Consider the following 14,467-nt stretch of genomic DNA (forward strand, 5'->3'; position numbering starts at 1 on the left):
ATGGGCAATTCGAAAGACACAACTGATAAAGTAAGTGAAAGAATAGAGGAAATAGCTACATTGATATTCGAAGCTGCCAATGGCAACTTCGAATATAAAATCCCTATGTCTGATAATGAGGATGAATTGGACGCGATAATCATGGGGATAAATATGCTGGGTGAAGAGCTCAAAGCATCCACGGTATCCAGAGACCACATGCAAAGTATATACGATGGTGTGATCGATATACTGATTTTGCTGGATTTTGATTTTAAAATCCTAAAAGTTAATGACGCTTTTGTACAGGCCCTGGGCTACGCAGATTTTGAAGTAATTGGCAAACCCATTACAGAGGTCTTAGCAAATGACCCTCAAACCAAAAAATCGATCGAAAAGGCCAAAAAAGAGCTGGAGCTTAAAGAAAAGCACCCCAATACTGAGCTTTACTTTAGCTCCCGCTATAATGCTAACATCCCCACCTCTTCCTCATTTTCTTATATACTGAATAACCGGAAAGAGAAGGAGGGCATCATGATCATTGCTAAGGATATCACCAAAATCAAGCAAACCGAACAGGAGCTGATCAGGGCCAAAGAAGAAGCAGAGGAGGCCAACCGTGCAAAAAGCAGGTTTTTGTCCAGCATGAGCCATGAAATCCGCACACCACTCAATGGCATTATCGGGTTCACAGACCTCCTGCAGCAAAACACAAAGCCCGACGAGCAGCAGCAGGAGTATCTCCGTATGATCAAAAACTCGGGGAACAACCTGGCCAAGCTTCTGAATGATGTGCTGGACCTCAACAAAATCGACCTGGATAAGCTCACCCTGGAAACCGTCCCTTTTGACTTCAGGGAAACGGTCAGTTCAAACCTGAACCCTTATAAGTACATCGCCAGTGAAAAGGGTACTTCACTTTCCTATACTTTTGATGATTCCGTCCCGAAAATTCTACAGGGAGACCCTACGCGTTTAAACCAGGTATTGCTAAACCTGGTGAGCAATGCCCTGAAATTTACAGAGGATGGCGGTGTTGAGATCTTTTTTTCTGCTACGTCCACAGGAAAAGGCAAAGTACATTTGGTATGTGAAGTAACAGATAGTGGAATTGGGGTGCCTGAAGACCGCCAGGAAGTTATCTTTGATAGCTTCACCCAATCGGATAATTCCATAACAAGAAAGTACGGCGGATCAGGATTAGGCCTTGCAATCAGTAAGCAGCTTGTCAAGATCATGAATGGTGAGATGGGGGTGATCAGCCCGATCAATAACCAGGATTATGGATCCACATTTTGGTTTAAAATACCAATGGAGGTTATGCATAGCACCAGAGGCCAAGCTGCCTCCGAGGATATTAACGACTTTGCCTTTACTAAAGAGACAAAGATCCTGGCTGTAGATGATAACCGGGTCAACCTGATCCTTCTCCAGAAGATCCTGGAGAAAATCGGGGCCACGGTAGTCACTGCACAAAATGGAGAGGAAGCTCTGTCTAAAGCTGATAAGGAGGTATTTGACCTGATACTGATGGATATCCAAATGCCGGTAATGGATGGCTTTACAGCGACCAGTATTTTGCGTAAACACAAGTATGAAAAGCCCATAGTAGCTCTGTCTGCAAACATAGACCGGGAAAACATAAATCGCTGTAAGGAATGCGGCATGAACGACTACTTACAAAAGCCCTATCAGCGCTCCCAGCTCCTGCAGCTTATCAAAAAGTGGGTAGAGGTGTAATTCCCGGGTCAACAAATAGGAGTAAGCGCCACCGGGTCAGAAGTAGGTTCTGACGGTTAAGGATACCCCCATGCCAAAAGTATGGTCCCCAAAAGAAGGAAGATCTACGACCCCCGACCCAGCCAAATGAGCTTAGGGAAAGCACCTAATTCAATTGCTTACTTCTTTTCAGGAAGACAGTTTCTGGTTTCCCCTATTTTTTCAATTCGGCATTTTACCCTTACCAGTACCACTTTTCTTTATAAACTTTATAGAAAGCCTCAACTGTATAAAGCCATAAAGAAATTAGTTATCATACTGCTCTTCATTTTACCGGAAACAAAACATAACTAAATACATCGCCATGTTAACAGAACTACAACAGCAAAAAATGACACATTTCTTTAATGTGTTGGATTTTAACGGTAATCACACTATCGAAAAAGCAGATTTTGAAGCTGTCAGTCAGAACCTGTGCATTCTCCGGGGATTGAGGGAGGGGACCAGGGAGTTCAACCAGTTTGTTGACCTGGGACTTCATCATTGGGAAAGCTTCCGGAAATTTACCCGCACAACCGATCCACACCATGGCCGGCTGGATGCATGGCTTGGTTTCGCCAACAAGGTCATTGTGAATGGGAGTGATTTATTGTACGACCGGTATGTGAAGAAAATGGTCGATGAGATCTTTGATACATTTGATGCTAACTGTGACGACAGCATCTCTCTGGAGGAGTTTGTGGATTTTTTTATGGCATACAGGATTGATATCAGATATTCCGGCAAAAGCTTTACAAGCCTTGACCTGAATGGAGACGACACGATCAGTCGTAAGGAAATGCATAAAGCTGTTTACGATTTTTTCCGAAGTAATGATATAAGCGCCCAGGGCAATTGGTTATTTGGCTGTTGGGGATGAATGGCGCCTGAAAATAGCTATGCCAATAAACTATCCTGGAAATGAGCATGAGGACGCTAAGTCCCAACTTAGACATAGACCTATACCCACACAGGCCGACCTGATCACAGAGTAGTAACCGCCTTCTTTGCCCGGCCTGTCATAGCCGTCAGGTTTTAAGTACTCCCAAAGCCCTCAGTTCCATCACACCCCCAGCTCTTTTGGTAAAAGGGAGCGCTTAAAATGGGTATTATCCTAATATAATCTATGGAAGTTCCCTTGACAAACGGAGAGTGAATTTCCCCGCGCATTCGATAACCATCAATCAAGGATTCCCCCTTAAAAAAGGGGGAGACAGGGGGTTGTGCCAAGCACCTTCAATGTAAAGACCCAACCTACGCGGTCCGACCTACGCGGCTCGACCTACGCGGCCCGACCTACCTCACACCTTCTGATCTAATAGGTAAAATCACTTATTTTTTAAAATAGGTATTATACCTATACCTGATTGACCGGTTCTCTTTATCTTAAAAATCCTTAAAACTCACCGATCAACTATGCTGGATTACTCCAAAACCATCCTTCTAAAAGTTAGCTTTGATAATTCGCTTTTCGAAAAAGAGCTTAAAAAAGCAATCATAATGCTAACACCGGATGAAGTCCATTACTTAAGGGACTGGTGCTATGATCAATTCCCTGATCTTTATCAGCCAATTTTAAACAGATGCTTTTTGCCGGAGTATGAATACAAAATGGTTTAATTAAGTCAACCTATTCCAAATCTGTTTTCCTTGTGATGCTCAGCATAGGTTTGATCAAGACTAAAGCATACGAGCTTATGAAGATACAATCGCTTTTATTTGAAAATGGAGAATGGATCAACCCGGAAAGGGATAATAACCCACTGAAAGCACAACTCGTCTTGTTTTTTGCCAGTAAGTCAGCCATGGCCAATCCGGCAGTCTATGACCTGTTGCGTAATAAATTCCCGGACTCTATCATAGCGGGGTGTACCACTGCCGGGGAAATCCTGAACGAGGAAGTTTTAGATAACAGCGCAGTATCTGCCGCCATCCAATTCGAAAGTACCCAGGTAAAAATAGCCTATCAAGATATAGTGCAGCCCTCCCAGTCATTTGAAACAGGAAAACAACTGGCTGGTTCTGTGCCTCACAAGGGGCTCAAAGCAGTTTTTGTGCTTTCTGACGGGCAGATTGTAAATGGCTCGGAGTTGGTCAGGGGCTTTGAGGAAAAATTTCCCAGCTCCGTGATAGTGACAGGAGGACTGGCGGGTGATGGGGATAAATTTAAAGAGACCTTTATAGCTGCTAATTGTCCACCCGTTCAGGGCAGGGTGGCATTGATCGCCTTCTACGGTGATCAGCTTCAGGTCAGTCACGGGTCCGCTGGAGGATGGGATAGTTTTGGACCGTACAGACAGATTTCACGATCCAGTGCCAATATACTATATGAGCTGGACCGGCAACCAGCCCTGGAACTTTATAAAAAATACCTGGGAGAAGAAGCTGCAAACCTGCCAGCCAGTGCTCTGCTGTTTCCGTTGATGATCAAATCGAGCGCTTCTACTGAAGAAGGAATGGTACGCACCATACTATCGGTAAATGAGAAAGAAAACAGCATGACTTTCGCAGGGGATGTCCCCGAAGGATATGTGGCCAAATTGATGGTCACCAATTTTGACAAGCTGATCGACGGTGCCCATCAGGCAGCAAAATATGCCCGACAAGGTGTATTAATGAGACCGGATCAGGAAAAATTAGCGATTTTGATAAGCTGCGTAGGGCGAAAACTCTTACTGGGGGAGCGGGCAGAAGATGAAGTAGTATCTACAAGGTCAGTCTTTGATCAACGGACCAGGCAAATAGGATTTTACTCGTATGGAGAAATATCTCCCCATTTGAAAACCGGCCGTTGCGAACTCCACAATCAAACCATGACTATCACAACCATCTCTGAAAACTATGCATAAGACCCTGGAAAGACAACTTAACAAGCTAAGAAAAAAGTACGAAGACCTTAACCGGTTACCAGATGAGTTTATCAAGGCAATAAATGACACCTATCTGAGTTTTGAAAAAGAGCAAAAACGTAAAGACCGGGCCATACATCTGATGGCTGAGGAACTCGAAGAAGTAAACAGACAGAATCAGGAAAATAGTGAGGCCTACACCTCAGCAATTCTTAGCAGCATTGTAGATGGAGTGATCACCGTTTCAGTTGAAGGCACCATTCTTAGTCTTAATCACACTGCCGAGCGGGTGATCGGTCAAAGAATAGATGATGTGCGAAACAAAAAGTTGGTAACCCTGATCGACGAATATGAGGATTTTGAAGAGATGATAGCCGATCTGGGAAAGGAAGAAAAAAGGAGACACAACGTACTTGTTAGAAACCACAGCGAGGAAAAGATTCCCTGTACGGTATCCATAAGCTATTTTGATAAGTTTGATCATCCGATTTACATACTCATTTTACAGGATGTTTCTGAGCAGCAAAAAGCAGCAAAAAAGATAAGGGAGCTGAATAAAAACCTGAAAGATCATGTACACCAACTGGAAGTTTCCAACAACGACCTGGAATCTTTCTCTTATTCTATTTCTCATGACCTGCGAGCACCTTTAGGTTTTATCAGAAATTTCGTCACTATCCTTCATGAAAGAAATGCTCATCAGTTTGATAATAAATCGGAAACCCTGATTGAAATGATCAGAAAACACATCCATCGCATGGAACACCTGATCGATGATATTCTTGACTTTTCAAGATCGGGCCAAAAGGAACCGGACAAATCAAACGTAGATGTCAGCAAGCTTGTGAATAAGATACTTAAGGAACAAACATCTCTACCCGGGCATCATCGCATTTGTGTACATGAACTCCTGCCAGCCTGGTGCGACGGATCACTAATCTATCAGGTGTTTTCAAACTTAATATCAAACGCCCTAAAGTATTCATCCAAAGTCAAGGACCCTTTCATTGAAATAGGATCTAAAAAGATCAATGGCATGATCCTGTATTTTGTAACTGACAATGGGGCCGGATTTGATGAAAGTGAAAGCGATAATATTTTTGAGCCCTTTAAAAGATTGCATCCGGAAGAGGAGTTTAAAGGGACTGGTATTGGTCTTGCCATAACGCGCCGTATCGTGGTGAAGCATGGGGGTAAGATCTGGGCCAGAGGAAAGAAAAATATGGGAGCTGAGTTCTTTTTTACCCTACCGGTGTCACTGGAATACCTTGATAACGGGCGGTTAGTCTCAAACATTACGTCTGATAATTTACAAGAACAGGGACGCTTGTGAACTTAAAGGACGTTTCGAACAGAAGAGTGAAGCGATTTCGCTTAGTGGAGCCATCGATCAAAAGGATCAATGGTTTTTTGTGCCTTCTGAGGCTAATGATGGTAGGTTCTACAAACCTGAAACAATAAAAAAAACCCCGTCCACTTTCCAGCGAAACGGGGCATCACCGCCATAATGATTAACTATTAGGTGTAAAATTATAACATTTTTCAGACTTTTACGGTATGGGTCACTTTAAATTCCGGGTTTTTTTGGTCCTCTATTCTCAAATTATTTGATTAGCTTATTCAAACGCCATATGATGTATAGTTAAAAAAAAATCATCTAGCCAGGCAGTGACCGAACCTCAAAAAGACCCCTCCCGCCCATCCAAAAGAGAAAAGCGTGCTAAAGGAGTCCCGCAGGTAGACCTTCACGAGCGGATCGTTTCCCTGCTGAGCACCTGGAAAGCAAATCCCGGACAGAAGAAACCGCTACTTTGAAAGAATTATCCCTACTGGTACGTATGCTGATCACTGAAAACTCAGAGCAAAAAGAAAAGATCAGCAAGCTGCATGAGAAGGAGGCTAAGATCTATGAGGTGCCCGACCAGGGGTGCCCCAATGCTATTAAGTTAAGGTTTATTGCTCCGAAAAGATCAGTCATTCCAGTGATTCCATCCGGGATTCCATCCGGATAGGATCTATCAATTATTGAAGCGGGAATGCTCTTTTTACCAAAGACTCCATTCTGGAGTGACCTTAACTTAAGAGCATTGAGGGGTGCCCAACCAGGGGTGCCCGACCAGGGGTGCCCGACCAGGGTGCTTAGAACCAAGCTTGGTATAAACTTGTGAGGTTGCCCGGATTTCTCATACAAGGGAATCGTGTTCAATGGCACGCAATCGTTGTGCTATCTCCATCCTGTTTCTGTAGCGCCGGTACGCGATGTAAAAAAGGATCGCCAGCAGCAGGGCTATACCGCTTCCCAGACCAAACTGAGCGGTGCGAAGGGTCTCCCGGTGGCGCTCCTCAGCAGCCAGCAGGTCAAAGTAGCGCTGGGTGAGCAGCTCCATGTTGTATTTTTTGTCCAGCTCCTCGATCTCCTTTTGCCGGGCGATAAAGTCTTCCAGGTGGTTATTATAGAGCTTTCCGTACTGATACGCCAGCTCCGACTGATCATGATCATGATAAAAGTTAGCAATCAGTTCAAAAATGTCATAGTCCTCCGGGTCTACGTACTCTTCATTAAACAGATCGGCAGCTTTCAGGTAATATTCAATAGCCTTTTCCTTATCACCCAATGCATACCATGATTTACCTATATTTTTATAGTTACCGAAAAGAGTATTGGTAAATCCTTCACGGGTATTGATTTCCACCGCTTCCTTAAAGTAACTAAGCGCTTTTTTATATTCCTGTTTGTCCATCAGCGCCAATCCCAGGTTATGAAGCACTTTGGCGATAAATCCCGTATCTTCAATAGAATCACGTAAATGCAGTATGGATTTATATTGCTCAATGGCTTCATCGGCTCTTTTAAGGTTCCAATAGACTAAACCAATATCATTTTTGATACTTACTTCCCTTCCGAGCTCAGGCTTATAATTATTGAATATAGTATTAAGTACTTGAAGAGCAGAATCGTACTTTTCTTCTTCAATGTATTCATCTCCATCATTATGTAAGAGATGAATTATGTGGCTTTCATTTGATAGCTCACGAGCAATTTCAAGACCTTTTTGGTTGAATCTGTGGGCCAGGTCAAAATGCCTGTAATCACCCATGATCACACCGAGATTATTGTACATGGAGATTAAACTTTCTTTGATCCTTTTTTCAGAAGAACTTTCAGCAAATCTTGCACCTTCCAGATAACACAGCACAGCTTTGCCAAAGTCTTCATTTTTCTTATGGCTGTACGCTAGAATAAAATAACTCTGTACAATGTACCACGTATCGGTCTGTTCCTTTGCAGCCTTTAACAATTCTTCAGCCTGGGGTATCGTAGCATCATATTCCTGGTTCCGAAGCGACTGGAGGGAGGCTTGATACAACTGCTCCAATTGCTCTCCTGCAAACAATGGTAAAGCTATAGAGCACGATATGGTGAATAATAATATCTTCAAATTGCTGGTTAATAACGGGCCAACTACTGCGAATATATAAAAAAACCCCGACTGTAAAGGCCAGGGCTGTAACAATCTTAAGTTTTACAATAATTCTAGTTAAGACCGTCTTCGGAAGTAACGTTACCACCGGGAGGAAGATCAGTGCCTCCTCCATTCTGACCATCATTCGAAGGAGCAGGAGCATTGATCTCGGTATCTACAATCACCTCATCCATATCCGGCGCTGCGGAGCAGGCTCCCAGGGTCATGGCAAGTACTACGGTGGCAATGGCGAATAATCTGTTCTTACTGTTCATAACTTTAAAATTTTGTGTTTTGAAAAATTTCGTAATATGTATAAAGGTAGTACCTGTAAGCGAGATACAGCGGCTTCATGGATTACCCAGAGGCTATAAAGACACGGCAAGAGTTTGCTCTAGGTGGTTTAGTCTACCGTATGCTCCGGCCACTTCTGAGCCGGGCGCTTCTCCCTGGTAAGGAAGTTGGTAAGGGAAGCTGATTCTGAGATAAACATTAATTTCTGTATATTTTAAAATTTCTGACGAGTTAAAATTGGGATGGTATCTCCCCCGCTGGCGGGGGAGATTCTGATTCAACGCTCACTCAATCAATTTTTAGAAAACCTATAATTTTTGCTGCGAATGCTGCTTCCAAAAATATCCCCCATTAAATTGATCAAAAAATGATCGTAAATCGTTATTTTGTAGTTAAAGAAAATTTTTATGAGTACGGCACAGTTAAAAAAGGAACTGCACGAATACATTGATAATGCTGATGAGAGGCTGTTGCATCTGGTTTATGGGATGTTTCAGGCTGATAAGCAGGATTACACCTTGCCCGGAGGCCCTATGAGTGAAGATATGCTCAAAAACAGGGTCAGAGCAGCCAAAGCCAGGATCAAGGCTGGCCAGTTTACTACTCAGGAAGATCTTGAAAGAGAGATGGAAGAATGGTAAAAAAGCGATTGAAGATCATCTGGGATGATGAAGCAAAGCACTCTTTACGCAACATTTACAACTACATCAAAGAACGGGAATCAATAGAAGTAGCCAAAAAAGTTAGAAACAAAATTGCTTCCAGCACCAGGTCCCTGAATGATTTTCCTGAAAAGTTTGAACAGGAGCCTGTTTTGAAAAGTGAACCGGGAAATTATCGATATAAGGTGATCTGGAGTTACAAAATCATCTATGAAGTAACGAAGGAAGCCATTTACATCGTTGATATCTTTCATACGAGCAGAGATCCATCAAATATCAAGCGCCGTTAGTTCGGCCCCTCTATCAAGCCACGAGATCAGGAGGGGAGTTGGCTTGCGTTTCTAATTTTAGCTCACACTATTAATTTTTAGAAAATCAATAATTTTTGCTGCGAATACTCCTCCCCTTCACAAGGGGGCGCCCGGCCAGGGAGGTCCCGCTGGCGGGGGAGGGGTTGGTTCTAAAGCTGAAACCACCCCTCCTACATGGTGGACGCGTATGACGTTGGTCAAAGCTCACGGTCCCTTCATCAAAGTTTTTTGATCAGTCAGAGGATCTGAATCAAATTCGCTACCATAAAATATTAAAAAACGATGGAACGAAGACACGACATTGACTGGCTAAGGATCATTGCCATCCTGCTGGTGCTTTACTTTCATACGGCAATGCTTTTTAATGCCCACTCCGGCTGGCACATTCAAAATGTAGAGAAAAGCGAGCTATGGGGTGAGTTTAATTTCTGGTTATCCCGCTTCAGGATGCCATTGCTGTTTTTTGTGTCTGGCTTTGGCACCTTTCTGGCCCTGAGAAAACGAAGCCCGTGGCGCTATATAAAAGAGCGACATAACCGGCTCATGATCCCGCTGATTTTCTCCATGCTGGTGGTCGTGCCGCCGCAGATCTTTTTTGAGCGGATCGCTAACGGATCCACTTTTTCCTATGCTGAGTTCTACCCTACCATCTTCACCACCGGCCCTTATCCGAATGGCAACCTCTCCTGGCATCACATGTGGTTTGTTTTGTACCTGTTTTTCTATTCCCTTATCGGTCTGCCTGTTTTTCTATACCTCAGATCAGAAAAGGGCAGCAGGTTACTGAAGCAATTTACGGACAAGACGGCCAGCTTTCATGGGTTGATCATCATCTTACCGACAGTCCTTATCGCTATATTCTGGACCTATTGGCACGGTCGTGCAAACAATTTTGTGCAGGATGCTCCCTGGCATGCCTACTGGTTTACCTTTTTCTTTATGGGGTACTTTACAGGATTATCAGATCGAATCTGGAAATCCATCGAGCAGAACCGGCGAACCTACCTGGGGCTGGCATTCCTCAGCATTTTGATTATCAATACCGTGAGATGGAATGACGGAAGCTCTGCAGATTTCTTTGCCGTACACCCTGTCCTGGGCTACTTATACCTCGGTATTTTTGCAGCAAATGGTTGGTTTTGGTTGCTTATGGCCCTGGGCTACGGCAAGCGCTACCTTAACAAACCCCACAAATTACTACCCTATGCCAATCAGGCCATCTACCCATTTTATATCCTGCATCAGACAGTGATCATCATCATAGGATACTATGTGATCCAAACAGAAGAGTCCATTCTGGCTAAATACATCTTTGTGAGCACTTTATCCCTTGTGGGCTCCATTGCAATCTACGAATTCCTGATCCGTCCCTACAGGGTCATGCGCCATGTCTTTGGGGTCAAAGAGCTCAGGAAGAAACCAAAACGAAACTTTTCAACAATTGAAAACCGTGGAGAATTTAAAGCTGCCTGACTTTTTGTAACTTCTACCCGGATTAGTCTTTGTCAGGTTGAAATTAGGCGGTAAGGGAGTATGACCATTAACCTAACTTGATAAAGTAGGATTGGGTTCAACAGATAAACGATTGCCCTTGAAACTATTCAGACACATCTACCCCGGCCTGATGGGGCTGCTCATCTACACGGCTATTCGGCTCATTACCGATACGGCCAGCAGGTACAACGTGCTTCTGCACCGGGACTGGGTAACCAATGCCATAGAGATCATCTCAGCTGTGCTGGTGGGTTATTTGATTGTCTGGCTTTTGAGGCGGTATGAAAGGTCACGTCAGTCCCACCTCCTGCTAAATTTCAGAGAGATCTTTAAAGAGTTTATCTCAATCTCTGTCATTACCCTCATAGCGATGAATGCCACGATAGGCGTAGTGGCGGCCACCACTGACAATGGCATGGACATGCATGATTTTGTGATGATCAACCTGGTTCCGTTGCTGTTTGTATTAGTCATCTACTCCATCCGCAGGGGCAATAGCTACCTAAAGTCTTATATGGACCAGAAAACCGAACTGGAAAGGATAAAACGGGACAAGACTGAAACCGAGCTTAACTTTCTGAAAAGTCAATACCACCCTCATTTTCTTTTCAATGCATTGAACACCGTTTACTTCCAGATGGATGATTCTATTGATGCAGCAAAAAAGACCATCGAAAAGCTATCAGACCTGCTGAGGTATCAGCTTTATGAAGGTCACCATGAAAAAGTACCCCTGCAAAGAGAAGTAGACTTCATTCAAAAGTATGTGGCTTTACAGCGAGAAAGATTACCCTCAGAGGTAAAAATCAGTATGAATTTTGAAGAGACGGGAGAAGAAAGCATCTACCCGTTGCTAAGTATTCCCCTCGTAGAAAACGCTTTTAAATATGTAGGTGGCAAGGACAAATTCATAGATTTACAATGCAGACGAAATGGAGAATTTATCGAATTCACAGTGAAAAATTCTTTTGATAACCGCATGAACGGATCAAAATACTCCGGTCTTGGTATCACCAACCTGCAACGGAGGTTAGAGCTTCTTTACCCGGAGCAGTCAGAACTAAAACTCCACGAAGATGAAAGCCAGTTTTCTGCCCAGTTAAAACTCCCGATCACATGAGCATCAGGTGCGCTATCGTAGATGATGAGCCAATTGCGGCTAAGGGTATCGCCGGCTATGCAAACAAAATAGGCTTTCTGGAGGTAAAAGAAGTATTCCATAGTGCCATTGAGCTAAACGATTACCTGCAGGAAAATTCGCTTGACCTGGTATTTTTGGATATCGAAATGCCTTACCTCACGGGCATCAGCTGGCTAAAGAGCATGAAAAACCCGCCCAAAGTCATCTTCACTACGGCCTATGATCAGTATGCGCTTGAAGGGTTTGAGTTGGATGTTATAGATTATTTACTCAAACCAGTCTCTTTTGAACGCTTTGTGAAAGCAGCCAATAAGGCCCGTGACTTAATTGGCGAAAAGAATGATCACATCTTCATCAGGTGTGATGGCAGATTGGAAAAGCTGGGCTATGCGGACATTGTTTTTGTAGAAGCGTTACAAAACTATGTGACGTTTCATACCACCGACCAAAAATTCATCACACATCTGACCTTAAAATCAGTAGAAGAACAGCTACCCGCTGAGCTTTTCATCAAAACTCATAAGTCTTACATTGTCAACAAGGAGGCGGTTCGGTCTATAGACGGTCAGCGTATCATCCTCAGCAACCATGCCACGGTACCGATAGGAAAAACCCTGAAAGAATCAGTACTCGAAAAGATTACCGGTCAAAAGATCATCAGGAAATGAAGCTCACAGAAAAACTGTTTTTTTGTAAATCCAAAGTAGATTACAATAGGACACCAGAGCGTTTGGGAGGACACAAACGATGACAAAAATACCATCTGAAATGATCACGTGGAAAGATTTTGAAAAAGTAGACATGCGTGTAGGCACCATCGTCCATGCCGGGGAGTTTCCGGAGGCCAGGAAACCTGCTTACAAGCTTACCATTGACTTTGGGCCTGAGATCGGCATCCGAAAAAGCTCAGCTCAAATAACAGATCATTATAAACCGGAAGATCTGGTGGACACACAGATCATAGCCGTGGTAAACTTCCCACCAAAGCAGATCGGCCCGCTTATAAGCGAATGCCTGGTCATGGGTATCTATGATGAAAATAATCAGGTGATCCTGTTGAGACCGGACAAAGGAAGCTCTCCCGGGTGTAAAGTTGGATAGATTCGGCAGACGCTCAATTTTTTTTTTAAATTTAAGGTTGAGGTCATCAAACCAAAAATGTACCATGACGTCACTTAAAACCACTCCAAACAATATTAGTGCTCACGCTTTCATCAATGATGTAGAGGACCCTGAAAAACGGAGTGACTGTCACGAGGTTCTCGATATGATGCAAAAAATCACTGGTGAAGAACCAAAAATGTGGGGAACCAGCATCATCGGGTTTGGAAGCTACCATTACAAATATAAAAGCGGCCGGGAAGGAGATTGGTTTTTGACCGGGTTTTCTCCGCGTAAGCAAAGCCTGACTTTTTACATCATGACCGGAGCGGAACGTTATGAGGAGCTCCTTGGTAAACTCGGAAAACACAAGACAGGAAAAGCCTGCCTTTATGTGAAAAGGCTGGATGATATCAACAGGGATGTGCTTTATGAGCTAATAGAAACATCAGTCCATCATTTGAGACAGAAATACCACTAATTACTTCCATAAAAAAGCCTAAACTTCCAAAATTGGAATTCATTTTCCTAAAGACTTTTTAGCCGTTAACTTCGCCCTCAAAAAATAAGATTGATGGCCAACTTACACTTAGTATCCTGGAATGTAAATGGTATCCGGGCAATAATCAAAAAGGATTTTCTGAAAGACATAAAAGAACTGGACCCGGACATCTTATGCCTCCAGGAAACCAAAGCACAACCTGAGGATGCTAAAACCACCCTGGAGTTGCTCAACGGCTATCATGCTTATGTGAATTCTGCAAAAGCAAAAAAGGGATACTCGGGCACAGCCATTCTTACAAAAGAAAAGCCCATAGAGATCACATACGATTTGGGGATTGATGAGCATGACCAGGAAGGACGCGTCATTACCGCTGAGTTTGAAAATTTTTACCTGGTGACCGTCTACACCCCAAATTCAGGCGAGGGAATGAAGCGGTTGGATTACCGGGCATCCTGGGATGAAGCATTCAGGGAGCATCTTTCAGCCCTGGAAGAAAAGAAACCGGCCATCGTATGTGGCGACCTCAATGTAGCACACCAGGAAATAGACATTGCCCGGCCAAAAGCTAACTACAACAAAACCAGCGGCTATACGCAAACCGAGATCGACGGATTAGATGGCTTGCTGGAAGCAGGCTTTTTTGACTCCTACCGGCACTTCTATCCGGACGAAGTGAAATATTCCTGGTGGAACTATAAGTTTAAAGCGCGGGAACGAAACGTAGGATGGCGGATCGATTATTTCCTGGTCAGCGAACAGTTAAAAAGTAACCTGAAAGACGCCCACATTTACAATGAATACTTTGGCTCTGACCATTGTCCGGTTGGGATAAACATTGAGCTTTAGGTATTATCAGGGGTTATTGCGGGCCAATCTTACTTACTCTGCAGATTTTCCATAATTTTGCAG

General features: G+C 43.6%; 16 protein-coding genes. 14 read left to right on the plus strand and 2 right to left on the minus strand.

Annotation, left to right across the window (positions count from 1 at the left end):
- From AC3E9V_RS23195 to AC3E9V_RS23220, 6 genes are all read left to right on the plus strand, one after another.
- Positions 1–1,719, plus strand: coding sequence for a PAS domain-containing hybrid sensor histidine kinase/response regulator (locus tag AC3E9V_RS23195; protein WP_488750555.1), 1,719 nt, complete (start codon positions 1–3; stop codon positions 1,717–1,719).
- Positions 1,720–2,062: 343 nt separating this feature from the next.
- Positions 2,063–2,617, plus strand: coding sequence for an EF-hand domain-containing protein (locus AC3E9V_RS23200; protein WP_488750556.1), 555 nt, complete (start codon positions 2,063–2,065; stop codon positions 2,615–2,617).
- An 817-nt stretch (positions 2,618–3,434) separates the two neighbouring features.
- On the plus strand, positions 3,435–4,586 hold the full coding sequence (locus AC3E9V_RS23205; protein ID WP_488750557.1) for an FIST signal transduction protein: 1,152 nt from the start codon (positions 3,435–3,437) through the stop codon (positions 4,584–4,586).
- Positions 4,579–5,919: a sensor histidine kinase gene (locus AC3E9V_RS23210; protein ID WP_488750558.1), complete on the plus strand. Its 1,341-nt coding sequence runs from the start codon at positions 4,579–4,581 to the stop codon at positions 5,917–5,919. The genes AC3E9V_RS23205 and AC3E9V_RS23210 overlap by 8 nt, the downstream gene beginning before the upstream one ends.
- Positions 5,920–6,254: 335 nt before the next feature.
- The gene (locus AC3E9V_RS23215) at positions 6,255–6,401 is read left to right on the plus strand and encodes a hypothetical protein (RefSeq protein WP_488750559.1); all 147 of its coding nucleotides are present in this window, start codon (positions 6,255–6,257) and stop codon (positions 6,399–6,401) included.
- Positions 6,398–6,598 (plus strand): hypothetical protein, encoded by a 201-nt coding sequence (locus tag AC3E9V_RS23220; RefSeq protein WP_488750560.1) that lies wholly within the window; start codon positions 6,398–6,400, stop codon positions 6,596–6,598. The genes AC3E9V_RS23215 and AC3E9V_RS23220 overlap by 4 nt, the downstream gene beginning before the upstream one ends.
- Before the next feature lie 171 nt (positions 6,599–6,769).
- Here the strand turns inward: AC3E9V_RS23220 and AC3E9V_RS23225 are convergent, their stop codons facing one another.
- Positions 6,770–8,026 (minus strand): tetratricopeptide repeat protein, encoded by a 1,257-nt coding sequence (locus AC3E9V_RS23225; RefSeq protein ID WP_488750561.1) that lies wholly within the window; start codon positions 8,024–8,026, stop codon positions 6,770–6,772.
- A gap of 95 nt (positions 8,027–8,121) precedes the next feature.
- Positions 8,122–8,325 (minus strand): hypothetical protein, encoded by a 204-nt coding sequence (locus AC3E9V_RS23230; RefSeq protein WP_488750562.1) that lies wholly within the window; start codon positions 8,323–8,325, stop codon positions 8,122–8,124.
- Positions 8,326–8,751: 426 nt separating this feature from the next.
- On the opposite strand from AC3E9V_RS23230, the gene AC3E9V_RS23235 reads away from it, so the two are divergent.
- The 8 genes from AC3E9V_RS23235 to AC3E9V_RS23270 all read left to right on the plus strand — a co-directional run bounded on the left by AC3E9V_RS23235 (position 8,752) and on the right by AC3E9V_RS23270 (position 14,404).
- Positions 8,752–8,985 (plus strand): hypothetical protein, encoded by a 234-nt coding sequence (locus AC3E9V_RS23235; protein ID WP_488750563.1) that lies wholly within the window; start codon positions 8,752–8,754, stop codon positions 8,983–8,985.
- Positions 8,979–9,296, plus strand: a complete 318-nt coding sequence (locus AC3E9V_RS23240; RefSeq protein ID WP_488750564.1) for a type II toxin-antitoxin system RelE/ParE family toxin — start codon at positions 8,979–8,981, stop codon at positions 9,294–9,296. The genes AC3E9V_RS23235 and AC3E9V_RS23240 overlap by 7 nt, the downstream gene beginning before the upstream one ends.
- Positions 9,297–9,599: 303 nt before the next feature.
- Positions 9,600–10,790: an acyltransferase family protein gene (locus AC3E9V_RS23245; RefSeq protein WP_488750565.1), complete on the plus strand. Its 1,191-nt coding sequence runs from the start codon at positions 9,600–9,602 to the stop codon at positions 10,788–10,790.
- A 118-nt stretch (positions 10,791–10,908) separates the two neighbouring features.
- A complete protein-coding gene (locus AC3E9V_RS23250) occupies positions 10,909–11,931 on the plus strand; it encodes a sensor histidine kinase (protein ID WP_488750566.1) in 1,023 nt (340 codons plus the stop codon).
- Positions 11,928–12,620 carry a LytR/AlgR family response regulator transcription factor gene (locus tag AC3E9V_RS23255; RefSeq protein ID WP_488750567.1) on the plus strand — a complete coding sequence of 231 codons (693 nt, stop codon included), beginning with the start codon at positions 11,928–11,930 and terminating at the stop codon, positions 12,618–12,620. The genes AC3E9V_RS23250 and AC3E9V_RS23255 overlap by 4 nt, the downstream gene beginning before the upstream one ends.
- 100 nt (positions 12,621–12,720) lie before the next feature.
- Complete coding sequence (locus tag AC3E9V_RS23260; protein WP_488750568.1) at positions 12,721–13,053, plus strand: tRNA-binding protein; 333 nt, start codon at positions 12,721–12,723, stop codon at positions 13,051–13,053.
- Between the two features lie 64 nt (positions 13,054–13,117).
- Positions 13,118–13,534: a DUF1801 domain-containing protein gene (locus tag AC3E9V_RS23265; RefSeq protein WP_488750569.1), complete on the plus strand. Its 417-nt coding sequence runs from the start codon at positions 13,118–13,120 to the stop codon at positions 13,532–13,534.
- Positions 13,535–13,627: 93 nt separating this feature from the next.
- Positions 13,628–14,404: an exodeoxyribonuclease III gene (locus AC3E9V_RS23270; RefSeq protein ID WP_488750570.1), complete on the plus strand. Its 777-nt coding sequence runs from the start codon at positions 13,628–13,630 to the stop codon at positions 14,402–14,404.
- Positions 14,405–14,467 lie beyond the last annotated feature (63 nt).

The organism is Marinoscillum sp. HNIBRBA16962 (assembly GCF_057801515.1).

What these genes read in the sequence shown, in the direction of transcription:
- AC3E9V_RS23205 (WP_488750557.1), top strand. Translation starts at nt 3,435, where the DNA reads ATGAAGATACAATCGCTTTTATTTGAAAATGGAGAATGGATCAACCCG.
- AC3E9V_RS23240 (WP_488750564.1), top strand. Translation starts at nt 8,979, where the DNA reads ATGGTAAAAAAGCGATTGAAGATCATCTGGGATGATGAAGCAAAGCAC.
- AC3E9V_RS23265 (WP_488750569.1), top strand. Translation starts at nt 13,118, where the DNA reads ATGACGTCACTTAAAACCACTCCAAACAATATTAGTGCTCACGCTTTC.
- AC3E9V_RS23200 (WP_488750556.1), top strand. Translation starts at nt 2,063, where the DNA reads ATGTTAACAGAACTACAACAGCAAAAAATGACACATTTCTTTAATGTG.
- AC3E9V_RS23255 (WP_488750567.1), top strand. Translation starts at nt 11,928, where the DNA reads ATGAGCATCAGGTGCGCTATCGTAGATGATGAGCCAATTGCGGCTAAG.
- AC3E9V_RS23230 (WP_488750562.1), bottom strand. Translation starts at nt 8,325, where the DNA reads ATGAACAGTAAGAACAGATTATTCGCCATTGCCACCGTAGTACTTGCC.
- AC3E9V_RS23195 (WP_488750555.1), top strand. Translation starts at nt 1, where the DNA reads ATGGGCAATTCGAAAGACACAACTGATAAAGTAAGTGAAAGAATAGAG.
- AC3E9V_RS23270 (WP_488750570.1), top strand. Translation starts at nt 13,628, where the DNA reads ATGGCCAACTTACACTTAGTATCCTGGAATGTAAATGGTATCCGGGCA.
- AC3E9V_RS23260 (WP_488750568.1), top strand. Translation starts at nt 12,721, where the DNA reads ATGATCACGTGGAAAGATTTTGAAAAAGTAGACATGCGTGTAGGCACC.
- AC3E9V_RS23210 (WP_488750558.1), top strand. Translation starts at nt 4,579, where the DNA reads ATGCATAAGACCCTGGAAAGACAACTTAACAAGCTAAGAAAAAAGTAC.
- AC3E9V_RS23235 (WP_488750563.1), top strand. Translation starts at nt 8,752, where the DNA reads ATGAGTACGGCACAGTTAAAAAAGGAACTGCACGAATACATTGATAAT.
- AC3E9V_RS23245 (WP_488750565.1), top strand. Translation starts at nt 9,600, where the DNA reads ATGGAACGAAGACACGACATTGACTGGCTAAGGATCATTGCCATCCTG.